Origin of the sequence: Shewanella psychrophila, from assembly GCF_002005305.1 — a bacterium.
Taxonomy (GTDB): domain Bacteria; phylum Pseudomonadota; class Gammaproteobacteria; order Enterobacterales; family Shewanellaceae; genus Shewanella; species Shewanella psychrophila.
On the sequence record NZ_CP014782.1, the window covers coordinates 575,811 to 602,010 of the forward strand.

The 26,200-nt window shown below is 43.8% G+C and carries 26 protein-coding genes; 8 read left to right on the forward strand and 18 right to left on the reverse strand.

The genetic code is table 11. The annotated features are described in order from the left end of the window. Positions 1 to 146: 146 nt before the first annotated feature. Positions 147 to 2,243, reverse strand: coding sequence for a TonB-dependent siderophore receptor (locus tag sps_RS02665; protein ID WP_077751059.1), 2,097 nt, complete (start codon positions 2,241 to 2,243; stop codon positions 147 to 149). 721 nt (positions 2,244 to 2,964) lie between these two features. On the opposite strand from sps_RS02665, the gene sps_RS02670 reads away from it, so the two are divergent. After that, a protein-coding gene (locus tag sps_RS02670) for an IS3 family transposase (RefSeq protein WP_149027206.1) occupies positions 2,965 to 4,142 on the forward strand; the annotation gives its coding sequence in 2 pieces (ribosomal slippage) (positions 2,965 to 3,223 and positions 3,223 to 4,142; 1,179 coding nt in all). Continuing rightward, on the forward strand, positions 4,087 to 4,827 hold the full coding sequence (locus sps_RS02675) for a DJ-1/PfpI family protein (RefSeq protein ID WP_077751060.1): 741 nt from the start codon (positions 4,087 to 4,089) through the stop codon (positions 4,825 to 4,827). The genes sps_RS02670 and sps_RS02675 overlap by 56 nt, the downstream gene beginning before the upstream one ends. 97 nt (positions 4,828 to 4,924) lie before the next feature. Here sps_RS02675 and sps_RS02680 read toward each other — a convergent pair whose 3' ends face one another. The 6 genes from sps_RS02680 to sps_RS02705 all read right to left on the reverse strand — a co-directional run bounded on the left by sps_RS02680 (position 4,925) and on the right by sps_RS02705 (position 9,673). After that, on the reverse strand, positions 4,925 to 5,623 hold the full coding sequence (locus sps_RS02680) for a ZIP family metal transporter (protein WP_077751061.1): 699 nt from the start codon (positions 5,621 to 5,623) through the stop codon (positions 4,925 to 4,927). A 90-nt stretch (positions 5,624 to 5,713) separates the two neighbouring features. After that, the gene (locus sps_RS02685) at positions 5,714 to 6,094 is read right to left on the reverse strand and encodes a hypothetical protein (protein WP_077751062.1); all 381 of its coding nucleotides are present in this window, start codon (positions 6,092 to 6,094) and stop codon (positions 5,714 to 5,716) included. 22 nt (positions 6,095 to 6,116) lie between these two features. Next, positions 6,117 to 7,679: an IS66 family transposase gene (tnpC, locus tag sps_RS02690; protein WP_077751063.1), complete on the reverse strand. Its 1,563-nt coding sequence runs from the start codon at positions 7,677 to 7,679 to the stop codon at positions 6,117 to 6,119. A 27-nt stretch (positions 7,680 to 7,706) separates the two neighbouring features. Further along, positions 7,707 to 8,051 (reverse strand): IS66 family insertion sequence element accessory protein TnpB, encoded by a 345-nt coding sequence (tnpB, locus tag sps_RS02695; protein ID WP_077751064.1) that lies wholly within the window; start codon positions 8,049 to 8,051, stop codon positions 7,707 to 7,709. Beyond that, positions 8,051 to 8,341 carry an IS66 family insertion sequence element accessory protein TnpA gene (tnpA, locus tag sps_RS02700; RefSeq protein WP_077751527.1) on the reverse strand — a complete coding sequence of 97 codons (291 nt, stop codon included), beginning with the start codon at positions 8,339 to 8,341 and terminating at the stop codon, positions 8,051 to 8,053. Before tnpA ends, tnpB begins: the two co-directional genes overlap by 1 nt. 123 nt (positions 8,342 to 8,464) lie before the next feature. Further along, positions 8,465 to 9,673, reverse strand: a complete 1,209-nt coding sequence (locus sps_RS02705; protein WP_077751066.1) for an IS256 family transposase — start codon at positions 9,671 to 9,673, stop codon at positions 8,465 to 8,467. 767 nt (positions 9,674 to 10,440) lie between these two features. Here sps_RS02705 and sps_RS02715 point away from each other — a divergent pair. Both sps_RS02715 and sps_RS02720 read left to right on the forward strand, forming a co-directional pair. Then, positions 10,441 to 10,974 carry a hypothetical protein gene (locus sps_RS02715; protein ID WP_077751068.1) on the forward strand — a complete coding sequence of 178 codons (534 nt, stop codon included), beginning with the start codon at positions 10,441 to 10,443 and terminating at the stop codon, positions 10,972 to 10,974. Next, the gene (locus sps_RS02720; RefSeq protein ID WP_077751069.1) at positions 10,946 to 11,164 is read left to right on the forward strand and encodes a hypothetical protein; all 219 of its coding nucleotides are present in this window, start codon (positions 10,946 to 10,948) and stop codon (positions 11,162 to 11,164) included. The genes sps_RS02715 and sps_RS02720 overlap by 29 nt, the downstream gene beginning before the upstream one ends. A 470-nt stretch (positions 11,165 to 11,634) precedes the next feature. Here sps_RS02720 and sps_RS02725 read toward each other — a convergent pair whose 3' ends face one another. From sps_RS02725 to sps_RS02750, 6 genes are all read right to left on the reverse strand, one after another. Beyond that, entirely contained in the window at positions 11,635 to 12,759 is a 1,125-nt protein-coding gene (locus sps_RS02725) for a ribosomal protein uL16 3-hydroxylase (RefSeq protein WP_077751070.1), read from the reverse strand. A gap of 87 nt (positions 12,760 to 12,846) precedes the next feature. Further along, a complete protein-coding gene (gene purB / locus sps_RS02730; RefSeq protein WP_077751071.1) occupies positions 12,847 to 14,217 on the reverse strand; it encodes an adenylosuccinate lyase in 1,371 nt (456 codons plus the stop codon). Between the two features lie 27 nt (positions 14,218 to 14,244). After that, positions 14,245 to 14,859 (reverse strand): high frequency lysogenization protein HflD, encoded by a 615-nt coding sequence (hflD, locus tag sps_RS02735; protein WP_077751072.1) that lies wholly within the window; start codon positions 14,857 to 14,859, stop codon positions 14,245 to 14,247. Between the two features lie 3 nt (positions 14,860 to 14,862). After that, positions 14,863 to 15,993 carry a tRNA 2-thiouridine(34) synthase MnmA gene (gene mnmA / locus sps_RS02740; protein ID WP_077751073.1) on the reverse strand — a complete coding sequence of 377 codons (1,131 nt, stop codon included), beginning with the start codon at positions 15,991 to 15,993 and terminating at the stop codon, positions 14,863 to 14,865. Positions 15,994 to 16,131: 138 nt separating this feature from the next. Then, positions 16,132 to 16,608, reverse strand: a complete 477-nt coding sequence (locus tag sps_RS02745) for an NUDIX hydrolase (protein WP_077751074.1) — start codon at positions 16,606 to 16,608, stop codon at positions 16,132 to 16,134. A gap of 39 nt (positions 16,609 to 16,647) precedes the next feature. Next, entirely contained in the window at positions 16,648 to 17,367 is a 720-nt protein-coding gene (locus tag sps_RS02750; RefSeq protein ID WP_077755521.1) for a pseudouridine synthase, read from the reverse strand. 388 nt (positions 17,368 to 17,755) lie between these two features. Here sps_RS02750 and sps_RS02755 point away from each other — a divergent pair, with 388 nt between their 5' ends. Beyond that, positions 17,756 to 19,981 carry an NADP-dependent isocitrate dehydrogenase gene (locus sps_RS02755; RefSeq protein WP_077751075.1) on the forward strand — a complete coding sequence of 742 codons (2,226 nt, stop codon included), beginning with the start codon at positions 17,756 to 17,758 and terminating at the stop codon, positions 19,979 to 19,981. Between the two features lie 150 nt (positions 19,982 to 20,131). Here sps_RS02755 and cspD read toward each other — a convergent pair whose 3' ends face one another. After that, complete coding sequence (gene cspD, locus sps_RS02760) at positions 20,132 to 20,338, reverse strand: cold shock domain-containing protein CspD (RefSeq protein WP_077751076.1); 207 nt, start codon at positions 20,336 to 20,338, stop codon at positions 20,132 to 20,134. A 245-nt stretch (positions 20,339 to 20,583) separates the two neighbouring features. Here cspD and clpS point away from each other — a divergent pair, with 245 nt between their 5' ends. Both clpS and clpA read left to right on the forward strand, forming a co-directional pair. Beyond that, a complete protein-coding gene (gene clpS / locus sps_RS02765; protein WP_005500727.1) occupies positions 20,584 to 20,892 on the forward strand; it encodes an ATP-dependent Clp protease adapter ClpS in 309 nt (102 codons plus the stop codon). A 37-nt stretch (positions 20,893 to 20,929) separates the two neighbouring features. Next, positions 20,930 to 23,188, forward strand: a complete 2,259-nt coding sequence (gene clpA, locus sps_RS02770) for an ATP-dependent Clp protease ATP-binding subunit ClpA (protein ID WP_077751077.1) — start codon at positions 20,930 to 20,932, stop codon at positions 23,186 to 23,188. 105 nt (positions 23,189 to 23,293) lie between these two features. On the opposite strand, the gene infA is transcribed toward clpA, so the two are convergent. From infA to aat, 3 genes are all read right to left on the reverse strand, one after another. Next, positions 23,294 to 23,512 carry a translation initiation factor IF-1 gene (gene infA / locus sps_RS02775; RefSeq protein WP_005500725.1) on the reverse strand — a complete coding sequence of 73 codons (219 nt, stop codon included), beginning with the start codon at positions 23,510 to 23,512 and terminating at the stop codon, positions 23,294 to 23,296. Positions 23,513 to 23,649: 137 nt separating this feature from the next. Further along, positions 23,650 to 24,363 carry an arginyltransferase gene (locus tag sps_RS02780; protein ID WP_077751078.1) on the reverse strand — a complete coding sequence of 238 codons (714 nt, stop codon included), beginning with the start codon at positions 24,361 to 24,363 and terminating at the stop codon, positions 23,650 to 23,652. Further along, positions 24,353 to 25,063 (reverse strand): leucyl/phenylalanyl-tRNA--protein transferase, encoded by a 711-nt coding sequence (gene aat, locus sps_RS02785; protein WP_077751079.1) that lies wholly within the window; start codon positions 25,061 to 25,063, stop codon positions 24,353 to 24,355. The genes sps_RS02780 and aat overlap by 11 nt, the downstream gene beginning before the upstream one ends. A gap of 55 nt (positions 25,064 to 25,118) precedes the next feature. Here aat and sps_RS02790 point away from each other — a divergent pair, with 55 nt between their 5' ends. Beyond that, the gene (locus tag sps_RS02790) at positions 25,119 to 25,595 is read left to right on the forward strand and encodes an outer membrane lipoprotein (protein ID WP_077755522.1); all 477 of its coding nucleotides are present in this window, start codon (positions 25,119 to 25,121) and stop codon (positions 25,593 to 25,595) included. Positions 25,596 to 25,673: 78 nt separating this feature from the next. Here sps_RS02790 and sps_RS02795 read toward each other — a convergent pair whose 3' ends face one another. Beyond that, a complete protein-coding gene (locus tag sps_RS02795; protein WP_077751080.1) occupies positions 25,674 to 26,045 on the reverse strand; it encodes a hypothetical protein in 372 nt (123 codons plus the stop codon). Positions 26,046 to 26,200: the final 155 nt, after the last annotated feature.

The following is a 26,200-nucleotide window of genomic DNA, read 5'->3' on the forward strand; positions in this document are numbered from 1 at the left end:
AAACTGACTGCTGTTTTAAACACAGAGCATAAAAATCCCCACCAGAATACTGGTAGGGATTATCAATCATCTACACGCTCATTCAAGTGTTGTTAAACGATCGGCATTGCGATAATTATTAGCAATCTTTTAATATCTGAGATTAATTAGAACTTATATTCAAGTGATGCTTTAAAAGCTCTGCCATCACCAAAATTAGCATTGTTGGTACAGCCTCCTTTTAGATAGTCTGCGTCAAATAAATTATCGACCGTAAATCTTACAATAGCAGCATGATCGCTTCCTAAATTGACCGTATGGCTTAGCCCCAGATCTACTTTTACATAACCGTCTTTCAAAAATTCATTAGCAGGATCGCCATATCGTTCACCCACATAAACGGCACCAGCCGATAACTTAGTATCATCGGTAAGGCTGTAACTTAGCCAAGTACTGGCCGAGAACTTAGGTACATCTCTAGAAAGGTTTCCTTCAAAACGCGGATCTTTAATTATCTTGGCGTCGATATACATCATTGAGGTTAACAGAGATAGGTCATTAGTAAGCTGGCCTTCTGCAGAGAACTCAATACCTCTATGGCGCACAGAGCCTGCCTGAGTTGTCTCTGGGTGCTTGCCAGTCTTATCAGTTATAACTTTGTTGTTTTGCTCAATATTGAATAACGCTGTCGAGAGGTATAGGGCACCGTCTAAGAACTCACCTTTAGCGCCAATCTCAAATGATTCGCCACGTTCAGCGTCAAGCGATTTACCATAGTTAACATCGTCGGAATTCATAATAGGATCTTTAGGCTCAAAGCTTTCGCTATAAGTCGTATAGATCGATGTGTTATCTGTTGGATGATAGATAACACCTAGCTTAGGCAGGATATTGTTTTGTGTTGATGTGTCAGTCTCTTCTCTGTCGAGTCTAACACCCGCTATCACATGCCACTGGTCGTTCAGCTCAATCTGATCTTGTACGTAAACACCATATGATTTTCTGGCAAGCTTAGCCATGTCTTTACCGTTACGATAATCTAGTTCGTCAGGCCTATTGATGATGGCTGGAGCATCCCAGCTCACCTTATTTTTAATCTTCATGCTCATCTGTTTGCCAGTGCGGGAGTAATCAATAAAGTTGGTACCAATCACCATTCTATGATTGATACCGCCAGTATCAAACTCACCTTTAAGATCGAAATATCCAGTTAATACTGCAAACTTTTCAAACGTGTCTCGACCACGCAATGAGTATTGTTTTTTCTCTAGATCAACGCCCTGAACTTTGCCGTACATGCTTTCTAGGGTTCTACGCTCATGGATTTGTTTGTTCACACCCGTGTTAAATGACCAATCATCGCTAAGATTTGAATTAACAGTAAACCCGATGTTTTCAACGTCAGACTTTCGTTTGGCCCATGGCATATCCCAAATATACCCGCGCTTACCAATTAGCTCATGCTCACCTGTTTTTTTATTTTTAAGGTGAAGAGCGCCCATATCTAGCTTGCCGTCATCATCTGTTTTGTCATAGTTGAATGTGATAGTTGTATCGTCACTTATATCACCCTCAAGCATTAACGCCCCGACAAATCGCTCTGACTCAGCTTTAGAACCATCTTTGTATTCTCGCCATCCATCCTTATGAGATTTAGATAAAATGCTTCGAGCTCTTATTGTGCCGCTCTCATTAAGGGCTCCTGCAACATCAAGAGTAGATTTAGAGTGACCGAATGAGCCAAACTCATGTTGAATGCTAAATTTAAATTCGTCTTTATCTGCTTTTTTGGTGACGAGGTTAATCAGGCCCGCAGGGGTAGATTTTCCGTAGAGTAGGGCACCTGTGCCTTTTAGCACTTCAATACGCTCATAGAGCTCGATAGGTTGCGAGTAGCGTGATAAATGGAACTGACCATCGCGCAAATAACTTTGATCTGGTTCCAGTACAAAACCACGCATATAGAAACGCTCGCGATTACGTCGTGTGTTACCTGCAGATACGCTGGCATCGTTTTTAAGCACATCGCCAAGAGTCTGAGCCTTTTGCGCTTCCATCAAACTAGAATCGTACACGGCAACTGTACCTGCAGTGTCTAATTGACTGGTTTCCATCTTCATGGCCGACCCATGGCTGGATATGACGCTTTTAGTTCCTGTTACGCTAATTCTCTCTATCTCACCGGATCCCTTCTCATGTGCTTGGGCAGGAATAATCGTCATTGCGGCCATCACAGCAATAGAAGTAGTGCTTAGTTTAAACATTTATGTTTTCTCCGAAGGAACTCTAACCTTTAAATGATAATAAGTATCATTATCTATCCGGAGGCGTAATCAATCCTCACAAAGACTCATAGTAGTTGTCATCGGTTTTCACTTGATTAAGTAAGGCATTAATTAGTTTATGCGATTTAATGCGCAGTAGAGCTTCTATGTAGAGTTACGTAATTATGAATATGAAAGGAGAAATCATTGCAGAAAACTACTGGAATACCACGAACAAAGAGGCTAAGAATCATCCTATGTCTGCGCACAAGTCTTTCACTTCCATGGCTCCGTTCATAGCTCAAGAGCAAGGCTTATTGAAACTATCAAAACGGCTGGAAATGGAAATATAACAGAAATAGCCTCGGTTTCATTGTTGATAGCGCCAACTATGTCTGAAAATCCACAAGCATTGTCGGTTAAAGCTGGAAAGTAGGCTACAGATCCAGCGTGGCTGACTGTGATCCAGTTAGTTAGCCGCAATAATGCCTATCCGAATAGTATTTATTAACCGATTAAGGTAGCCCTTACCTTTCAATTGTGTGGGGAAGTCAGTTTGTGGAACTATTAGCATTAGAGTTTACTCGTTATTAATTATTGCTAATCTGATTAAACCGCATTAGTTCGAGAGTTTATTTATGAGAAGACTGTAGTGGCACACTAAATTTGGCCACCTGATTAGAGGTGATATCATCACTTCACTATTAAAGCAGGTGAGACAATGACAAAGAAATCTAGACCCACATATAGCGCAGAGTTTCGACTTGAAGCGGCGCAGCTAGTTGTTGACCAAAACTATTCAGTGACTGAAGCGGCCAAGGTCATGGGCGTGAGCAAATCAGGAATGGATAAGTGGGTTAGACAGCTTAAACAGGAGCGTAAAGGGCTCTCCCCTAAAGCCTCTCCAATGACACACGAGCAGATTGAAATCCGTGAGCTAAAGAAGAAAATTGACCGTCTCGAGGAGCACAATACTATTTTAAAAAAGGCTACAGCTCTCTTGATGTCAGACTCCCTGAACAGTTCTCGTTAGTCGAGAAGCTCAAGCAGAGCCATACAGTAAAGCGTATTTGTGAAGTGTTCGGGCTTCATCGCAGTAGCTATAAGTATTGGTGTGGCCGCGTGAAAAATATTTCACCAGGAAGAGTTAAATTATACAGCCTAGTGAGAGAAGCCCACGCTGCTAGTAACGGCTCTGCGGGCGCTAGGAGCATCGCTGAGATAGTGACAGCTAAAGGCACTAGCTTAAGCCGTTATCGAGCGAGTAAGCTAATGAAACAGCTCGGGTTAGTGAGTTGCCAACTTCCTAAGCATAGCTATAAAAGAGCGGACAGCGAGCATGTTGAAATACCCAACCATTTGTCGCGTCAGTTTCAAGTCACTGAGCCGAATCAAGTGTGGTGTGGCGACGTGACTTATATCTGGACAGGTAATCGATGGGCTTACTTAGCAGTGGTTATTGACTTGTTTGCTCGAAAGGCAATTGGCTGGTCAATGTCATTTTCACCAGATAGTACCTTAACGGGAAAAGCGTTATCAATGGCTTTTGAGTCAAGAGGAAGACCGCAGGCACTGATGTTTCATAGCGACCAAGGTTGTCACTATACCAGTCGACAATATCGTCAACTACTTTGGCGATACCAAATAAAACAGAGTTTAAGCCGTCGAGGAAACTGCTGGGATAATGCACCTATGGAGCGATTCTTTAGAAGCTTAAAGACTGAATGGGTCCCCTCTACGGGCTACAGCAGCTTCACTGAAGCCAAGGCATCAATCATTAACTATATAGTTGGATACTATAGCCAAGTCAGACCACATCAATATAACGGTGGCTTGACACCAAATGAATCAGAAAGAAGGTTCTGCCTTACGTATAAAACCGTGGCCAAAAAAGGTTGACCACTACAGAGTTGATTTTTTGTCGCTATCAATAGGCGTAATGGCCGCAATAGGCATTCCTTCGCAAGCTTGTGCCACGACGGAAGATAAACCATTCAGAATTCTTTGCTTTGTATTCAATGACTATGAAACGTTAGATCTTCATGGGCCTATCGAAATGCTCGGCCATATGAAAAATGTTGAAATAACATTAGTAGGCAATGAAAAAATTGTAAGAAGTTACCAAGGCACAAGAATAGTTACAGACACCTCAACTGATTATCTCACCCCTTGTGAGTTATTTATTGTCGTTGGCGGTATTGGTACTCGTTCTCTGGTGGACAACGCCTTAAGAATGGAGTGGATAAAAAATCAAGTAGATGTTTCTGATAAGGTGTTTTCAGTGTGTACAGGCTCAGCTCTACTAGCCAAAGCAGGGGTGCTAGATGATATTAATGCCACTACGAATAAAATGGCCTACAAATGGGTTATCAGTCTCTCAGACAAGGTGAAGTGGTACCCTAGGGCTGGCTGGGTCGATGACGGTAAGTTCTTAACGTCCTCTGGTGTTTCCGCTGGTACGGATGCAGCTCTATATTTTGTAAGCCAGTTGCACGGCATGAAAGAAGCTAAACGAATAGAACGCCTGACCGAATACAACTGGAATAGCGACGCAAATAACGATCCGTATGCAGTTGAAAAATAAACAGGCGAAATTACGCAATGAAAGTGAATTGACCTGCTTGGTTGTTGAGATTCAAAATCGAATGCTAATAAGGCTACCGATTAAGGTGGCCTTTGTGTTAGTGGTGATGAACATGACCAATGCCGTTAACGAGCATGTAGAGAATAGCGAACCCTATAAGCGCCCCTATACGCTCTGGCATATCTTTCTTGCAGCATTCGCCTTCGACATGCTGATGAAGAATAACATGCATGATAGAACCTGCTACGAAGGCCTGAAGGTATACAGTGCTCTCAAGGTTGAGATGTATTAATAGTTCCCCGCCTGCAAAATACCCTAAGCAAGTCATACCAAGCATTAATAACAGTGCCGCGCTAGCCCATAAACTTCCTGATCTAGGCTGAACCATCCACCAAATAGCAAGTCCTTCCGGTAATCGATGGATGATAACCCCAACAGCCAGCATGATTGAAGCATCGGCCTGCTGAGCGAGTATGATTGAGCAGCCATCGGTGATATTGTGAAGCATAAGTCCGAACAGGCTTAATACAATCGCTATCTTCTGCGTCGTTCCAAAATCCCCCTTAAAAAACTTTTCAGCCATTGTCGGTAATATAAGCCCAACAAGTACTGTAATAACGGCAATAGCGCCACCAACTTTAACTAAGTCTGGCAATATGTGCAGAATAACTAGACCCGAAATGGTGATGAAAATAAAACCGTCTAGCCCTTTTCTTAAACCATGGTCTGAGTTCAAAAAACGATAAAAAATAGGGCCGGCCAGCAATGATACACAGCTGACGAAGAGATAGATCATAGTTTTTTGCCTTAGAGATGTGAGCCACCTAGACAGTGACTTGGTGAATGACCAATTTTTAGTAACGCCCAGTTAGACAGGCGAATGATGTTAAACGTAGGCGAGGAAAAGGAGGCCGCTAACCATAATAATCATCAATGCGTCACGAATTTTTTGCAAAAACTTGGTAGCCTTAATATTCGCTTCCTCCTCTTGGCTTTTTCTTTCATTAGCAATTTTGTCTCTAACTTTCTTATTCAATAAATATTCCGCCTTCTCGTCTTCTCCCATCTTGCTCATTTTCTGTAATTGCAGAGACTTTAGCTGAATATCTCGTCGTTCTTCCTGCTTGACTATGGCCGCTCGATCACGGGCTTTTCTTATTAAAGATGCTTCTTTAATTGCGATTAGAATGAGACCACAATAAATAAGGAATAACCCAGCAGGCCAATAACTAAGTAAGAATATAAGTCCTGTAACGTAACCGATCAATATAGGACGGTATTGCAGGAGATTAAGAAGTCTGCATCAAATCTGATGTGAGTGGGTTGTCGGCAAATTTCGTCTTCCACACTCGCGGCGTGAGTTCTTCAACTTTCGAAGCTGGCTGCTGGCTGACGCGTTGCAGGACATCGACGAGGTAAGTGTAAGGATTAATCCCTTGCAGACGGCAGGTAACCAGTAAACTTTGCAGCATCCCCAACTGCTCCGCCCCCAGTTCGGTCCAGCAAAATAGATAATTTTTCCTTCCCATGGGTATGACTCGTAAAGCTCGCTCCAAGTGATTGGTATCGATAGGCACAGCTGGGTAACTCAAGAAGACCTTAAGTTCTGTTTTTCTATCAAGTGCATAACTAAGGGCCTTGCTTAACGGGTTGCTCGGTAAAATCTCTGGGCGTTGCCGTTGGTCATAGAGCCATTTGAAGAAGCTATCGACGATGGGCTCACTCCACTTTTGCCGATAAGCGAGGATTTCATCGCTGTAGGTCAGGTTATCGCGGATGTGTTTTTCGATTTTGTAGAGCTCGGCGATTTGCTTTAAGGCCTCTTTAGCCAATTCCGGCTCCATGAGTAAAGATTTATCGAAGTAGCGCCTAGTATGAGCCCAACAGGTGGCATGGATGATGTTCGCTTCGTTATCACGATTAAGTGCTTTTATCACATTGGTATAAGCCTGGTAACCATCACTGAGCAGTACACCGGTAAAACCTGTTAACTGTTCCTTGGCGTGCTTAGCTCCACGGCTTGATGACCAGGTGAAGGCGACTTCATCATCTTCACCGTAGATGGGCCAAAAGTAAGTCTGTTTCATCCTACCTTTCGCTTTACGCCCTGCTTTCATCGGTACTTCATCCATGGCCAGTGTAGAGCTGGTGAGGATATGCTGTAGCTGAGCTCGGTAGATAGGCGTTAACAGTTCGATGCCCCGTTTTACCCAGTTAATGAGAGTAGCCCGGCTGACCTGAACGCCGCTATCAAGCATTCTTTGGTGCTGGCGATACAAGGGTAAATGATAGACTCCCTTGTCGACCATGATGCCGGCGATAACAGAGACATCAGCAAAACACCCGTCGAGCACGTTATCGGGTGCAGGTTGTACGCTAAGGCAATGCTCAGTTTTGTGACGGACGACGGAACGCTTGTAGATAAGAATGGTGTAGCTGCCCGGCTGTTGAGCCAAGCGATGAGTCTCTTTATAACCGATAACCTCATACTGCTCAGCATCGTCACCTTCTAGCTCTGGCGCCTTAAGTTCAATAACCTTAGTAGGTACCGTGTCACCAAAGCGCAAGCCGGTGTCATTCACTTCATTGCCGGTGCGTTTTTTTGCTGAGCGGGTATAGGATATCTGTTGCTTGTCTTCAGGCTCTTGCTCCCCAGACTCAAGGCGGTCAAATAAGACTTCTTGATTGGGATTATCCTCTAACAGCTTTTCAGACTTGCGGCCAAATAACTGGCGCTTAAACCAGTCGAGTTGCTGTTGCAGCGTGAGCACTTTTTCAGACAGCTCAGAATTTTGAGCGTTTAGCTGCTCAATTTCTTGTGATAACGAAGCTGTCTGGATAGTTGTTTTCATGGCTGATATTATATCAAAAACAGCCAGTTATAACGAACTAAACCGTTTGTTTTTCACTTGTTTTTGCCAATTAATGCCTTCGATGAGGCACTGTAGTTGAGTCCAGGTGAGATTGATTTTATCCCCGTTACCCTCAACGTGATGAAAGCGGCCTAACTCAAGCCGCTTACTCCACAAACAGTATCCTCCGCGACTGAAATACAGCACCTTCATCATGGTCTGCTTGCGATTAATGAACACAAACAGCTCACCACTCATGGGAGAAGCGTGGAGTTGGTGCTTAGCTAATACGATTAAGCCATCAAACTGCTTGCGCATGTCCACGGGTTTGGCATACAACCATATGCGTAAATCCGGACTGGGCAATAACATCAGTATCGTAGTCGTAAAATGACATCACCAGGGAGCACAAGCTCAATGTTCCAGTTTGGTTTTGGGTCAGGTAACACGGGAAGCTTATCTTGCTTAGCGGGCTCAAGCGCTATCCAGTCGGCTTCGGTAGCCTGGATTTCTGGAGGAACCGTTAACTGCTGGCGCCAACGATTGAAAGAAGAAGTTGAAATGTTCTCCTGATGACAGAAGTCCTGCATAGATAAAGGCGTTGTGCACCACTTGTCCAGGAGGGTAGATTTTTGAGCGTCGGTGAGATGAGGTTTAGCCATGAGCATTCTCAGTATTAGGTTTACCCTGAGAGTAGCCACATCAAATGATCTTAGGAAGACGTCCTATATTGATCGGTTACCCTGTAACTAGACCCTGTAGCAGATTCTGTGTAACTACCTAAATTATATATAGTCTGCTATTCGATCTTCAAATTCAATAATAAAACGATTGAGTGCTGGTTTCCAGTTTCTTATCGGCATGGTCCACTTCTTCGAAGCTTGCATAATCGCCAAGTAAACGACTTTCTTCGCTGAGTCATCATTTGGGAAGAGCTTACGATTCTTGATTGCTTTCCTAATCACACTGTTTAATGACTCGATAGCATTAGTTGTATAGATGGCTTTCCGGATGTCTTGAGGGTAATTAAATAGCGTATTAAGATTAGTCCAGTGCCTGTGCCAGGATGCTGAGATACTAGGATATTTAGCGTCCCATTGCTCGCCAAAACGTTCCAAATTAAGCAACGCTTCCTCTTCGGTCACTGACTGGTAAATCCTCTTTAAATCAGCTGTCACCGCCTTGTAATCTTTGTACGGCACAAACTTCATCGAGTTTCGAACCATATGGACGATGCAGAGCTGGATTTGAGTGTTTGGGAACACGGTATTTATGGCATCAGGAAAACCTTTTAGACCGTCAATGCAGGCGATGAGGATATCTTTGAGTCCACGATTTTGAAGCTCTGTCAGTACATTTAACCAAAACTTAGCGCCCTCGTTCTCTGCTATCCACATGCCAAGTAACTCTTTATGGCCTTCGAGGTTAACGCCAAGCGCGAGGAAAATAGCTTTGTTGATGACCTTACTGTTCTCCCTGATTTTAACCACAATACAGTCAAGGTAAACGATAGGATACACGGGTTCTAGCGGACGAGATTGCCATTCGACGACACGCTCAAGGACTGAGTTAGTGACGCGAGAAATTAGCGTTGGTGATATCTCTGCGCCATACATCTCATCAAAGGTATCGACAATATCTCGTGTCGTCATTCCTTTCGCATAAAGATGTAAAATTTTGTCATCCATCGAGGTGAAGCGGCTTTGGTTCTTTTTAACAATCTCAGGCTCAAAGCTACCATTTCGGTCACGGGGAGTGTCTAACTCGAAGCATCCATCTTCGGTCTTTATTTGTTTGTGGGAGTAGCCATTGCGGTTATTACCAGCCGCGACCTTCTCGTTTTTTTGATAGCCTAAGTGATGATCGAGTTCAGCATTTAATGCGGCCTCAACAGTGACTTTGGTTAACATAGCCCTGAAGTCATTTAAATCGGCTTCGGTTTTAATGCCTTTAGCGGCTTGTTTAGCGAATGCTTCTAGTTCTTTTTTATTCATACTCTACCTTCCATTGACCCACATAGGGTACTGATTGAAAGGTAGTTACACAAAATTATTTACAGGCTCTGTAACTATTAATATAATGCCCATGGGATTCTCAATACGCGTATCAAACTCTTAAATGAGACGAGATCGTTCGGTCGCAACAGCTTCGCGGGTGTTAAATACTTCCTTAAACTTGATCCTATAGAGTTCGCTATTCTCACTTTTCTGGTGTACAGAGCTAAAGCCATAAGGCTGGCTCCTGTAACTTAATCCGCTACCAAATAAGCTGCCATATCCAAGTGCCCCTTTTTATTAATGTTGATGCCTAGCCCTCTACCACCTATTGATAGGCTAGGGCCGTCACCTCTGCCAAGCCCAAAGGTAGACTTGTTTAGGTTAATACTAATGCCTTTGGCCAATTTGAATTTATTTTGAAAACGGAAACCCATATAACTTGCTCTGTAGCGTTTCTTATACTACTTATATTTCCATGCTTACAACCATTAAACATTGCCAGGGTGTATAGGGATAAATAGTGAATAGATGGATGTTAAGGTGGGCTTAATGAGTCCTGCTCACGCTCGGTTGATGTTTCATTTAGATAACTGGGCTGCAAATAATCAATCGAAATTTAAGCGTGAAGGTGTTGCTAAGAAGTTAGCGAACAACAAGTTTTCAAAGTGAAAAGCTAAAGCAAAGAATAGGATATAACTAAAATCGAGAAGGAAAGAATACGTATATCTAAGGCTGTATCAATCTTAAAAGTGGGTACGACTGAAATGAAACAGATAAATTTAGATAAAGGCAAAAAGTTTGAGGACTTGCTCTTAAACATTATCGAAATGTCTAGTAACAGCTGCTCCCTTAATATTGCTGAATTTACAGGTCGTATTCGTGTTCGCATACCACTATGGGCCGTGATTATCGGTGAAACATCTCACTCACTACTAAAGGCAATGGAAGATAGTCGGACAACTTCAGTATCTCACTGGTACAGCGATTACCGCCTACCTTTTCCGGATACTGAAAATCTGACGGTGTATGCCACCCTCGATGAGTTTAAAAGTATATGCAAGAGTCAGACTTTTCGCTGTCCTTCATGTGGTCAATTATCAGTAGAACCTTTTTTCTGCGAAGTAAAGTCTACAAAATTGTATTGCAATTGGAAGGCATACGGTTATTCAGGATGCTTGGGCAGGGGACACCGCTTTGTTATAAAAGCTGATTTAATACAAACCCCTAAAGTGCCTGAGATCTTCATGCCATTTGATTTGGAGGATAGCTGTGGCCAACAAACTCATAAACTCATATAGCTTTGAAACGCTTCAACTAGAAATGGCAGAGAAAAATGGAATAAGTGGCCGACTCGGTAAGTGGCAAGCGCTCACAGCTGTTCTTATTAATTGCGGCTACGCATTTTCGCCAGCTATGCCAGCTTTTGAAGTTCGTTCTGTTATCACCAACTTACTAGAGCTAATCAAGCTTAAAAACGAAGCACAATAGCCTGCTAAAGAGCGGCCATACCTCGTGTGTCCAAAGTGCGAACGTGTCACATACAAGATTAATGACATTCGGTGGGAATTCTGCGGAATATGTGGATTTCACGTCACGTTCATCGATTTGGATAAGCCAGCTAGCGGCGGAGAACCTTTGACATTAACAAGGCCGCAAAATGAATGACACAATGGACCTCTATAGAGAATAAAAACCAATAATAGAGGGCAAAGTATCGCCTCAAGTGATTGTTGCCGATCGTATTTTAGCCATATCCCTTTTCTATTTGATCCATTTTCTTCAACAGACTCATAGCTCTATACGCAAACATAAAAAATCCCCACCAGAATACTGATAGGGACTATCAATCATTTGCAAGATCGTTCAAGTGTTCTTAAACGATCGGCATTACCCTTATAAGGGGCTATTTTTGATCTTGTTAGCTAAGCCTAAAGGAACTCGACTTAAGTTGACCAAGTTTAGGCTAAATAGTAATAGCCTACGTTAAGCATAGTGAGAAGAAACTTTTTTAGCTCTACAGAATCAGTGAAGGCGAGCATTTTATCATTGTCCAAGCACATCTGATTAGCGATATGGGCTAACTCATCCTGATCTATGTTTAACTCAAATTCCTCGCCGTTAATGAACAAGCGTGATTGCGTATCGCCCTCGAGACTGATGACTTTCAATCCGCCAATTCTGACTAACCGCGCACCTTCCGATAAGGCCGATGCTAAATCAGCCGCCGAGTACTCTTGCTCTGGTTCACATAGATCCAGCTCGAAGCGGTTTTGACTCAGTAGCTGGCCTAACATCTGTTGGTAATGCTGAGGCTGTGCTAAAAGGTCTTGCAGCAGAGCCAATATTCCCGTTTGATGAGCTATGGACAGACTCGCTGGCATTTTTGGTTCATTTTCTGAGATAAAGCGCTGTGAGCCTGTGTTGGTGTCTAGCAGATGATCAGCCAGTCCACTCATGAGTTCTTGCTGACTCGGTGCCCGATACCCTATGGAATAGCTCAGGGCGGTGGTGATTGTCTCCCCTCTATGAGGGTAGCCCGGCGGGATATATAACATATCGCCTTTTTCCAATACCACATCGATAATGGGCTCGAAATCGTCGATGAGGGCTGTGTGAGTATCGCCACCACGAGGAGAGTAATCTCCTCTAGCACCGACTTTCCAGCGGCGGGTCCCTTCGCCTTGAAGCAGGAAAACGTCATAGTTATCGATATGAGGTCCAACACCACCACCTGGGGTGGCAAATGAGACCATGAGATCGTCGAAACGCCAATCGGGGATAAATCTGAAGGCTTCGACGAGATCAACTGAATCAGGAAACCAATGGTTGACGGCTTGCACCAATAATTGCCAGTTATCGTCACCAAATTGATCGTAGTCTTCTATAGGACCCTGAATGATATCCCATCCATCATTTTTGGTGATGATAACCCGGGATGAGATTTCTTCTTCGCAGGCGAGGCCTGCCAATTCATCGGCGCTGATAGGATCGATAAAATCCGTGAAGGCGTTTTTGATGACTAAGGGGGTCTTCTGCCAATGCAGTGCTAAGAAGTCTTGGGTATTGAGATTCAGTTTATACATAGGTGGCTTATTAATAAGGTCATAAAAAAGGCGGTAAGGATAAGCTTACCGCCTTTGGTTTCGATTGTCTTATAGACTATTGAAGCGTTACTTTAGTTCATCTACGAAGGCTTCGGCGCGGCCAATGTAGTTGGCTGGCGTCATCTTTTTAAGTTCAAGTTTCACTTCTGCAGGAAGCTCTAGACCCTCGATGAAAACAGCTAGCTGCTCACCATCGATACGCTTACCACGAGTCAGTTCTTTAAGCTTCTCATAGGGCTTCTCGATGCCGTAGCGACGCATCACGGTTTGAACAGGCTCTGCTAATACTTCCCAGTTTTTGTCCAACTCGGCTCTCAGCTGAGCTTCGTTAACTTCTAGCTTGCTGATGCCTTTTAGCGTCGATTGGTATGCAATCAATGCATGAGCCATACCTACGCCTAAGTTACGGAGCACGGTAGAATCGGTAAGGTCACGTTGCCATCTCGATACCGGCAGTTTAGCGGCTAAGTGCTGCATCAAAGCGTTTGCTATGCCTAAGTTACCTTCCGAATTTTCGAAATCGATAGGGTTAACTTTATGTGGCATGGTCGAAGAACCAATTTCACCGGCTATGGTTTTTTGCTTGAAGTGACCCAGTGCAATATAACCCCAGATATCACGATCGAAATCGATCAGGATAGTGTTGAAACGAGCGATGGCATCAAACAACTCTGCGATATAATCGTGAGGCTCAATTTGAGTCGTGTATGGGTTCCAGTTTATGCCTAAGCTTGTGACGAAGCGCTCGGACAAGGTATGCCAATCGACTTCAGGGTAAGCTGAGATGTGAGCATTGTAGTTACCCACAGCACCATTGAGCTTGCCCATGATTTCGACTGCTTGGATCTGCTTAAGCTGACGCTCCAGACGCACCACAACGTTGGCCATCTCTTTACCTAAAGTCGAAGGTGAAGCTGGCTGACCATGAGTACGGGACATCAGTGGCACAGTTTTGTGCTCCACTGCTAGTCCCTTGATAGCATCGATAATCTTCTGGCAATAAGGAGCAAGAACTTGCTCGCGTGCTTCGTTTAACATCAGAGCATGAGACAGGTTGTTTATGTCTTCTGAGGTACAGGCGAAGTGAACAAACTCATCGATAGCGACCAGTTCGGCATTATCGGCAATCTGCTCTTTGATGAAGTATTCGACCGCTTTTACATCATGATTAGTGGTCGCTTCGATAGCCTTAACTCTCAGTGCATCTTCTTCACTGAAGTTATCTTTAATTTGATCAAGAAGGGCGAGTGCCGCTTCGCTGAACGGTGGAACTTCAACTATTTCTGGGCAGCTAGATAGCAGCTTTAACCAGTTTATTTCGACTTGAACACGGTACTTGGTCAGGCCGTACTCGCTGAAAATCCCTCTTAATGAGGCGGTTTTACTACCATAACGACCGTCTACGGGAGAGATAGCAGTTAGTGCGGAAAGTTCCATTAGAAGCTCCTTAATGAACTTGACTTATTATAGGGTGAGGCTTTTTTTAGCTATATCGACTATTGTTTTTCTGGCGAAGACAAGGTGTCTACGCTTGCCTCCTAATTGGCGCCATAATACTGCACTGCGCATGGCAGAGAGTAATAGGGCTCGGATTTTCTCCTGAACCTGAGATTGTTTCAGAAATTCTGGGTTACCCGAAATTTGGATTTTTGGACCTAAGCTACTGATAATATCGCTGTAGATACCGGCAAAATTGGCGACTACCTGCTCGTCAGTAATTGAGAAGTGGTGCAGTTGACGGTGCACCTGATTGATTCTTTCGGCTAAGATCCCCATGGCATTGCCACGAGACAATTTGCGTTCTAAGGCAAGGATGCCGACAAGGTAACGTGTTACCTCTACATCTTTTTCTTTGCCATCGCCTAACTGATTGACGATCAATTGATAGCCTTTTCTCAGGGTTATCTTATCTGCATAGACATCTGATGTGGTCTCAGCTTCTGTGACCAACACTGTGTTTAGGCTGGCAGCGAGGCTATCGGTATCGGCACTTCCGTGTCTGGCAATGTGTTGCACTTGGGCGATAGCCTGCAAAATCCCTGCAAAGGCCATGGTGCGTTCATTTAGTTGCTCGTTCACGGCTTAATCTCTGATTAATGAGTCGATGATGCCGCCGCCTAAGCAGAGTTCACCAGAATAGAAGACCGCCGATTGACCTGGGGTTACAGCCGCAACAGGTTCATCAAACAGGACTCTGATTGTGTCTTCGCCTTTATCATTGGTTTCGAGGAACAGGGTACAAGCCACGTCGTGTTGACGGTAGCGGGTCTTTACTGTGATTTTTGCGCCATTGATTGGCCCTTTTCTGTCGACCCAGTGTAGCTGGTCAGCGTAGAAGCCCACGGACATTAATCTTGGGTGAGTGCCACCTTGGCCAACGATTAAGACATTTCTGTCCATTTCCTTATCTACTACATACCAAGGATCGTCATTGCTGTTCTTCATTCCGCCAATACCCAGACCCTTACGTTGACCTAAGGTGTGGTACATGAGCCCCTGATGCTTGCCGATAACGTCGCCTTCTGAGGTCTCAATATTACCGGGCTGGGCGGGTAAGAAGGTGCTTAAAAAGTCGGTAAACTTACGCTCGCCGATAAAACAAATTCCGGTACTGTCTTTCTTATCATGGGTGATAAGGCCCATCTCTTTGGCTATTTCTCTGACTTCACTCTTGTCGAGCTCGCCAACAGGGAAAAGAGAACGGGATATTTGCTCATGACTGAGTGTATAGAGGAAGTAACTTTGATCTTTATTGCCATCGATGCCACGTAACATTTGGCTTTGGCCTGTGTTATCGCTGCGACGTACATAATGCCCCATGGCAATGTAATCAGCGTCTAGAATTTCATCGGCGAATTCGAGAAAAGCTTTGAACTTAATCTCTTTGTTACAGATGATATCAGGATTGGGTGTACGGCCTGCCTTGTATTCTGCCAAGAAATATTCGAACACATTGTCCCAATACTCGGAGGCGAAGTTCACTGTATGCAGCTTGATCCCAAGCTTGTCACATACAGCTTGAGCATCTTTTAGATCATCGGCAGCAGCACAATATTCATCAGTATCATCTTCTTCCCAGTTTTTCATGAAAAGTCCTTCGACCTGATAACCTTGCTTGAGTAGCAAGTAAGCCGAGACAGATGAGTCGACACCGCCGGACATGCCGACAATGACTTTTTTATTGTTATTTGCAGTGGGTTCGATTGATGCCATAGATCCTAAAAACCGTTAAATTGAGTCTTTTGCAGCTGTTTTACTTTGAAAAGTAAGCTGACAATTAGGTGAAATACCCACAATTGACAGGTTTCTTACAATGAGCAAAATAAGTTACATTTTCGGGGGCGTATTCTATCACGCATTATTGTTCGGGGCTAACTTGAGATAGTCGTCATTGAGCACTTGTAGCGGATAGTGAGTTTTGTGTAGAAAATCATCGAGGCATGAGAGAACTAATGGGCTTCTTAAACTGTTTCCCAGAGCCGAAATTTCAGCATAGATCAACCAATGTGTGTCTTTGATTATCGGATCTTGTGGTTGAGCCGGGAGACAATCATTGAGGGCCACATGAAAGGTAAACCTTAAGAAGGCGAGGGAGTCATTGGCTGAAAACTGATAAATTCCCGTTAGGCCTTGAGGTATTATTTCGAGTCCGGTTTCTTCCCGAACCTCTCTTTGGCAGGCCTGAAGTAAACTCTCTCCATGTTCCAGATGGCCTGCTGGCTGGTTATACCTTTGTTTACCTTGGATAAGCTCTTCGACAATCAGGAATCTCCCTTGAGCCTCTATGATGCAGGCTACAGTGACATTGGGCTTATATCTTGGTGTCATTTCAATGTCCTCAAAGCAATGAGCTTAAACTTATTTGGGTCAGCGCTTGGCTGTCATATCCAAAATGCGGTATTGCCCAATATCAATATCGTCGAGACTCCATTGACCTATTTTATAACGGATGAGTCTGAGGGTGGGGAAACCAATATGGGCGGTCATGCGTCTTACCTGCCGGTTGCGACCTTCGCAGATCTGAATTTCGAGCCAGGTGGTCGGTATATTCTTACGTTCTCTAATAGGAGGGACGCGGCCCCAGACATTAGGTTCTGAAATGATGGAGACCTTTGCAGGTAGCGTAATACCATCTTTGAGTTTGACGCCATCGCGTAATCTTTGAAGTGTTTCTTCGTTTGGAGCTCCTTCCACTTGTACCCAATAGGTTTTAAAGGTTTTCTTTTTGGGTTCGGTGATTTTTGCTTGTAACTTTCCATCATTGGTTAGTAATAGTAGACCTTCACTGTCTCTGTCTAATCTTCCCGCGGCATAGACATCTTTCACAGGAATGAAATCTTTCAGGGTCTTCCGGCCTTGCTCATCGGTAAATTGGCAGAGGACATCGAAGGGTTTATTAAACAGAAGTATCACAGGTTCTGTAGCCGCGGGCTTTCCCCTCGCTGGCTTGCCTGTTTTGGATCCTATGGCACTGTTTTTTTTATATTTGCTTACTTTCTTTTTATCACCCCAGGCAGAGGATTTATCTGCCAAGGGCTTCGCAGTGGCTTTTTTTGATGGTTTTTGATGAGAAATAGTATGACTCACTCTGGCTGTCTTCTGGCATAGTGTGGCTTGATACTGACATTGTACTTGGCATTCGCCATTAGTGGAATTTGAAAATTGCCTGGAATGTTTTATGATGTTGGCCATAAAATGTGAACCAGGCCAAGATGCAGTTAAGTTTTGAGATGTTCAACTGTGTGAATCTCTGATTTAAAGAGGCTGAAGCACCTTGTCATTATTATGGTCTGTCTGGTTTCAAGCATATAGAATGTTACTCTCTATATTCACGTGTAAGCATTCAGTTTTCCACTTTGAATAAGGTGGGCAACTAAATAAAGTATGTATAAAAAACTGCATCTAGATAAAAAGCAGTATAAGAAAAAATCAAAAGTATCTTAAATCTTTATTTTACAATTACGTAGGACGGAAAATGACCGATAACTCATCAACTATTATTTACACTGAAACAGACGAAGCTCCGGCGTTAGCGACATTGTCTTTGTTGCCTATTATCCAGACGTTTACTCAAGCGGCTGGTATCAATGTTGAAACCCGTGATATTTCTTTGTCGGGACGAATCATCGCCATCTTCCCTGAGAATTTGACTGAAACCCAAAAAATTTCAGACGCTTTAGCCGAACTAGGCGAATTAGCGGGTAAGCCAGAAGCCAACATCATCAAGCTTCCCAATATCAGTGCGTCTATACCACAGCTTAAAGCCTGTATTCTCGAGCTACAAGGTAAAGGCTATGATATCCCTTCATATCCCGATGAGCCGACAAATGCTGTCGAAGAAGATGTTCAAGCTCGTTATGATAAGATTAAAGGCAGCGCCGTAAACCCAGTATTACGTGAAGGTAACTCTGATCGTCGTGCGCCAGGCTCAGTTAAAAAATATGCTCAGAAGCATCCCCATTCAATGGGCGCTTGGGCCAAAGGCTCTAAGACTCACGTTGCTCACATGAATGAGGGGGACTTTTACGGTAGTGAAAAATCAGTCACTCTGACTGAAGCAACTCAAGTCAATATCGTGCTAAAGACAAGAGACGGTAGCGAGCAGGTACTTAAAAGCTCACTTCCCCTGAAAGCGGGTGAAGTGATCGATGCTGCTGTGATGAGTAAGCAAGCGCTACTCGCGTTTTTTGAGCGTGAGACTCAAGATGCTAAAGCGCAAGGAGTGCTGCTTTCATTACATTTGAAAGCGACCATGATGAAAGTATCTGACCCTATTCTCTTCGGTCATGCGGTTAAGGTTTACTACAAAGAGTTGTTTGCTAAGCATTCTGCACTGTTTGAAGAGCTAGGTGTTGACGTGAATAATGGTCTTGGTGACGTTTATGCCAAGATAAGCACATTACCTGCAGGGCAAAAATCCGCTATCGAAGCCGACATTGCGGCTATTTATTTGACTCGTCCTGAATTGGCTATGGTCGATTCAGATAGGGGTATTACCAACTTACACGTTCCTAGTGATGTGATCATTGATGCGTCTATGCCAGCAGCAATTCGCACCTCAGGCATGATGTGGGGACCGGATGGACAGCCTAAAGACACTAAGGCCATGATCCCTGATCGTTGTTATGCTGGTGTCTATGAAGAAACTATTCAGTTCTGTAAAGAAAATGGTGCCTTCAACCCAACAACCATGGGCAGTGTACCTAATGTGGGCTTGATGGCTCAGAAGGCCGAAGAATATGGAAGTCACGATAAGACATTCGAAATCTCTGCATCAGGCAGTGTGAGTGTTATTGATACTAACGGCAATATTCTTCTCTCTCACGATGTTGAAGCTGGCGATATCTGGAGAATGTGTCAGGTTAAAGACGCGCCTATCCAGGATTGGGTTAAGCTTGCAGTCAAGCGCTCACGTTTATCGGACACGCCTGCGGTATTCTGGTTAGATGAGAAACGTGCACACGACACTGAAATCATTAAGAAAGTGAATCAGTATCTTGGCGATCATGACACGAATGGTCTGGATATTCGTATTTTGTCACCTATAGCTGCCACACGTTTCACCCTACAGCGCACTAAAGATGGGTTAAATACTATCTCAGTGACGGGGAACGTTCTGCGTGACTACCTAACAGATCTGTTTCCAATTCTAGAGTTGGGTACCAGTGCTAAGATGCTCTCTATCGTTCCTTTAATGAATGGTGGTGGTCTGTTTGAGACTGGTGCAGGCGGAAGTGCACCTAAGCATGTGCAACAGGTTGAAAAGGAAGGACACCTGCGTTGGGATTCATTAGGTGAATTCTTGGCCTTAGCTGCATCGTTAGAGCATCTGAGTCAGACGACTAATAATGCTAAAGCACAGGTATTGGCAGATACGCTAGATGTGGCTATCGGACAATTCCTCGATCAGAACAAATCACCTTCTCGTCGTGTGGGGCAGTTGGATAACCGCGGCAGTCATTTCTATCTTGCTATGTACTGGGCTCAGGCTGTTGCTGGTCAGTCACAGGATGCAGAGCTTAAGGCACAGTTTGCTGGGCTAGCCGAAGCCTTGACTAGCAATGAAGACAAGATTGTTGATGAATTAAACTCTGCACAAGGTAACCCTGCAGATTTGGGCGGATATTATCGCTTGGATGCTGTTAAGGCTGTTGCTGAGATGCGACCAAGTGTGACACTTAATGCCTTGTTTGCTTCTTAGAGTATAAAACTGCCGAAGTGGGTTTACCGCTCCGGCTCCGTTTTACTTTAGCTTGTTATGACCCGGAACCGTTAATAGATTTCAGGCGTGAATAGTCAGGCAATAAAAAAGGCAGGGTCACCCCTGCCTTTTTTGATCTTAGCCACTAAATTAATTAGTTGGCGATATTACTGACGCGTGCATACCTTTTGGACCCGCTTCTACTTCAAATTGAACTGGTTGGCCTGCTTTTAGAGTTCGATAGCCTTCCATTTCAATGGTAGAATAGTGTGCAAAAACATCTTCACCGCCAGCATCAGGGCAAATAAACCCGAATCCTTTGGCGTTGTTGAACCATTTAACAGTTCCGTTTGCCATACTTCCACTTCCTTCTGTTGTTTACTTACCAGTAAGATAGTAAAACTAAATGAGCGGGCTGATTCACCGCTTGTTGAACAGAATGAAAGCAGTTCGTATGTAAGTCAAGCGTATTTTAACAAAAACTCAACAACTGGGTTAAAAAGTTGTATCAATTAGTGTGTTAGATATGAGATGTTGACTAAAAGTGTTCAAAAATTTTATATCAATTGGTACAAGCGATGACTAGAGGCTAATATTGAAACATGGGTAAAGTAGGAAACATTGAACATGTAGAAGAACGTGTTGAATCAGAATTGATGCCACCATCTATGTACAAGGTGGTTTTGAATAATGATGATTACACTCCGATGGATTTTGTGATTGAAATTTTACAACTTTTTTTTAAAAAAAATGAACAGGAAGCCACAGATATCATGTTGGCAATTCATCATCAAGGCAAAGGAATTTGCGGTGTATTTCCATTTGGAATTGCAGAAACTAAGGTTGCTCAGGTAAATCAATTTGCAAGACAAAACGAACATCCGTTACTGTGTTCTTTAGAGAAAGCCTAAATTTAGGTTTGTTACGTTGTATATTTAGGGGGTGCTTATGCTAAACAAAGATCTCGAAGTCACCTTGAACCTGGCGTTCCAGCAAGCCAGAGATGCGCGTCATGAGTACATGACGGTAGAACATTTATTGCTGGCCTTGATTGACAATCCAGCCGCTCAAGAAGCGCTCGTCGCTTGTGGTTCGAATTTAGACAAGTTAAGGGAAGAGGTATCTAGCTTTATTCAGCAAACCACGCCAATCATTGCCGATCCTGAGGATGATAGAGAAACTCAGCCTACTTTAGGTTTCCAAAGGGTGCTCCAGAGGGCAGTGTTTCATGTCCAGTCTTCGGGCCGTAATGAAGTCACTGGTGCCAATGTGCTGGTTGCTATTTTTAGTGAGCAAGAATCCCAAGCAGTCTACTTATTAAGAAATGCCGAAGTGACTCGACTCGATGTGGTTAATTTCATCTCTCATGGTGTGTCTAAGAGCGAAGGCGACTCAGGAGCGAGTCAAGAACGTATCGAAGATCATAGTGAGTCTGAAGAAGAGAAGAGTAAACTTTCTCAGTTTGCCGATAATCTCAATGAGCGTGTGGAACAAGGGCATATCGATCCCCTTATCGGACGCAGTGAAGAGATTGAACGTGCGATTCAAATTCTCTGTCGCCGAAGAAAGAATAATCCACTGCTGGTTGGAGAAGCTGGGGTTGGTAAGACGGCAATTGCCGAGGGGCTTGCCTATCGTATTGTTAACAATGAAGTGCCTGAAGTGATGAACGAAGTCACTGTCTACTCTTTGGATCTCGGGGCGCTACTTGCCGGTACAAAATACCGGGGCGACTTTGAGAAGCGATTCAAGAGTCTGCTTAAAGAGCTTGAGAGTGATGAAAAGGCTATTCTGTTTATTGATGAAATTCATACCATAATTGGTGCCGGCGCCGCTTCCGGTGGTGTGATGGATGCGTCTAACCTGTTAAAGCCTCTGCTGTCCGGTGGCCGGTTAAGATGTATGGGCTCGACCACGTTCCAGGAATATCAGAGTATTTTCGAGAAAGATCGTGCCTTGGCTCGACGTTTCCAAAAAATTGATGTTAACGAACCTTCTGTGGCAGAGACAACCAAAATATTGCGCGGACTCAAGTCTAAGTATGAAGAGCATCATGGGGTGAGATACACCATGGCGGCCTTGAGTGTTGCGGCTAAATTGTCTGACAAACACATTAATGATCGTCACTTACCGGATAAAGCCATTGATGTTATCGATGAAGCTGGTGCCCGAATGGCGATGCAGCCTGCTAGCAAGAGAAAGAAGACTATCGGTCAGAGCGAGATAGAATCCATTATTGCTAAGATTGCCAGAATACCTGAGAAGTCCGTATCGGCTACTGACAAGGATATGCTGAAGAACTTAGAGCGTAACCTCAAGATGGTGGTGTTTGGCCAGGATAATGCGATTGAAAGCCTTAGTGCTGCAATTCGGTTATCTCGAAGTGGGCTTAGTGGAGAAGAGAAGCCTGTAGGTAGTTTCTTGTTTGCCGGTCCTACTGGTGTTGGTAAGACTGAGGTGACCAGTCAATTGGCTAAATGTCTTGGGCTTAACTTGGCTCGGTTCGATATGTCCGAGTATATGGAGAGCCATACCGTATCTCGCTTGATTGGTGCGCCTCCAGGTTATGTTGGCTACGATCAGGGGGGGCTGCTTACCGATGCAGTGATTAAGAACCCTCATTGTGTCGTCTTGCTCGATGAGATTGAGAAGGCGCATCCTGATGTATACAACTTGCTGTTGCAGGTGATGGATCATGGCACCCTGACTGACAATAATGGCAGGAAAGCTGATTTTAGGCATGTGACGCTGGTGATGACAACCAATGCGGGTGTGCAGGAAACGGTACGTAGTTCTATTGGTTTTAAACAGCAAGATCACAGCTTAGATGCACTGTCTGAGATTAATAAGATTTTCTCTCCGGAGTTCAGAAACAGGCTCGATGAAATCATCTGGTTTAATCATCTGGATATGACTGTTATCGCTAAGGTTGTCGATAAGTTCTTAGTGGAGTTACAGGCTCAACTCGATGATAAGTCCGTGACTCTCCATGTTAGTGATGAAGCGCGAACTCTGTTGGCTGAGAAGGGCTATGACAAGTCAATGGGAGCGAGACCCATGGCACGTGTTGTCACAGAGCTTATTAAGCGACCGCTGGCGGATCAGATATTGTTTGGTGATCTGGAGAAAGGTGGTGAGGCACATGTCGATGTGGTTAATAATGAGATTGTGATCACAACGGATCGAGTGGAGAAAGTGCTGAGCTAGTGGGTAAAAAATAGATAAAAAAAAGGCTGCAATTGCAGCCTTTTTTAATACGATTAACTAAAAAAACCGGCTCGGCCGGCTTTCTAAATTCTGTTATTAGCTAACTTAGCGTGAACGGAAGACGATGCGACCTTTGCTCAAATCGTACGGGGTCAGCTGAACTGTCACTTTATCACCCGTTAAGATACGGATGTAGTTTTTACGCATTTTGCCTGAGATGTGAGCAGTCACGACATGACCGTTCTCTAGCTCTACACGAAACATTGTGTTCGGCAAGGTTTCAAGGATCGTGCCTTGCATCTCAATGTTGTCTTCTTTCGCCATTAATCAGTTATCCTGTTAGCCTTCAAATATTAAAAACGGGCATATCATGCCGCAATTAAGCCTTGCTGTAAAGAGCAGGTTAACTTATCGCTGATAAATAACGCTCTTGCGGGGGCTCCTATCCAAAAACTAATAAATTATTTCTCATCAGGTGTTTGCAGCCATCCTGATTCGGTTAATATTTGATAGGGAGTATAGTCTTTTTTGTAATTCATCTTTCTTGACTCATCAATTTGATAGCCTAAATAAACAAAATCTTTTTGCATCAATTTAGCCAGACGACATTGGATCAGAATGAGCAAAGATCCTAGAGAACGTTTGTGTTCATCGGGAGCAAAAAAACTATAGATTGCCGACAAACTGTTAGGCAGAATGTCGGTGACAGCCACCCCGACGAGCTTGTCATTGCTCCATAGCTCAATAAAGACAGGGTCTAACCAACCTGAGCCTATGAAATGTTGATATTGTTCTTCAGAAGCTGGATACATAGGCCCATCACAGTGTCTTTGATTGATATAACTTTCGTACAAAGTGTAGTGGTATTGGGCTTGCTTGCCGATTATCTTCCATACCAGATCTCTATTATTTTTCAGTGTTCTTTTTTGTCGTCTTGAAGGCGTAAAGTTCGCACTTGGTATACGAATGGGCTGGCAAGCGGTGCAATTGGGGCATTGGGGTTTATAAATTGTGCCGCCACTGCGTCTAAAGCCCAGTGCTAATAACTGTTCGAACAGATCGATGTCGATACTTTCTTCTTGAAGCACCAGAAGTTGCTCCATTTGAGTGTCTAGGTAACTGCAGGGAAAAGTTTTGGTGATCCCTACTGAAACTTGTTGTGATTTAGAGTTCAATATATACCTCTGTGGCTAACCAAGTGTTGGCTGCAACATCACCATCACGAAAACGCTTGAGCAACTTGATAAAATCTTTTCTTTTTAGCGCTGTAGCTCCTAGAGAAACTAAGTGTGGGTTCATCACTTGTGCATCGATTAATTTGAAGCCGCTTCTCAGTAGGTGTTGATGCAACATCAACATGGCCGCTTTAGACGCATTTGTTTGGGTATGGAACATAGATTCGCCACAAAAGACCTGTCCTATGGCCACGCCATATAGCCCCCCTATGAGGGTACCATTTTCCCAAACTTCTACAGAATGGGCTTGACCTTGTTGGTGCAGCGTTAAGTATGCTTGCTGAATTTCAGTGGTGATCCAGGTGCCATCTTGTGCCACTCTAGGCTCTGCACAGCCTTTTATTACCTCTTCAAAAGTCTGGTTTATGCTATAGGTCCAGGTTTGTTTTTTTAGATATTTTATTAAACTACGACTGACTTTCATGCTTCCGGGGACAAAAACAGCCCTAGGATCCGGTGACCACCAAAGGATAGGGTCATCAAGATTAAACCAAGGAAAGATGCCTTCGTAATAAGCCTTAAGTAATCGCGGCGGCTGCAGATCACCACCTATGGCTAATAGCCCGTTGGGGTCTGTCAGTGCCAGCTCAGGTTCTGGAAACTGTTCGAATTGATGATTTAAATAGGACAGAGAGTTCACAATTGAGTAAAATTATCCTTAATGGGCCTTATTATAATTTAGCGGAAAAATGATTATGTTGAAACCTAGTTTTGCTTTGTTAGTTAGCTTATGTATTGCTTTAACTGTTTCATTTGATGTATCTGCCGCTTATCAAAGGGATCAAGCGGTCCCCGTTGAGAAAGTGGTGTATGGTAATGTCGTTTCGGTAAGGAATATAACCGAAAAACAGCTGATAGAAGATAGAAACACAGGTTGGAAGACCTTTGGCGGTGCATTGATTGGCGGCGTGATCGGTCATCAATTTGGCGGTGGCAGCGGACAAGATGTTGCGACTGTGCTTGGAGCATTACTCGGGGCGGGTGCTGCCCATAGATATGGCGATAGCTCATATTATCAAGAATTACATCTTGTAGAGCTTATGATCACCCAAGAAGGGGGAGAGCAGGTGATGATCATTCAGGATCTCGATCCTGGTATGGTATTTAATACCGGTGATGAAGTCAGAGTGGTATATCTTCAGGGCAGTGTCAGAGTCGACATCGCCATGTAGCGTGTAAAGTTATCGTATAGCATAAAAACAAAAAGGAGCCTCAGGCTCCTTTTTGTTTTTATGCTATTGGTATAAAGATTAGAAACCGCGAGGTAGCTGACCTTTGCCTGCAAGTTTTTCTCGCCATAACTCTTTTGGCGTTTTACCACCTTTAGACCCTGTGGCTTTAATTGATTTTGCAGCCGCTTTTTTTGCGGGTGTTTTTTTAGCTGCAGCCTTTGGCTTTGCTGTTTTAGAGGTCGGCTTAGCTTTGGTTTGCACCACTTTAGCAGAAGCTTCACTGCCACCTAGATCGGTAAGCATAGTTTCGAGATCGCTAAAGCGTAATGACTTACCGCCATCGATTTTGTACCAGCTTCCTTTTTGTTCAATCGTTACAGCCGAACCTTGCTTTGCAGCGAGAGCAGACTCTAATGCGCTGATAACCTCTTCTTTGGTCAGTTTTGACATAGTAATAACCTATTTATTTTTTAATGTTAACTTGAAGGTTTGGCTTAATTTTATAGGCTAAACGAGTAAAATGTCCAATTTTCACTGAAAATCGCGTGTATTTGCTGGTTTTTACGGCTTATTTTCAGATGATTGATCATTAACTTGATTTTAAA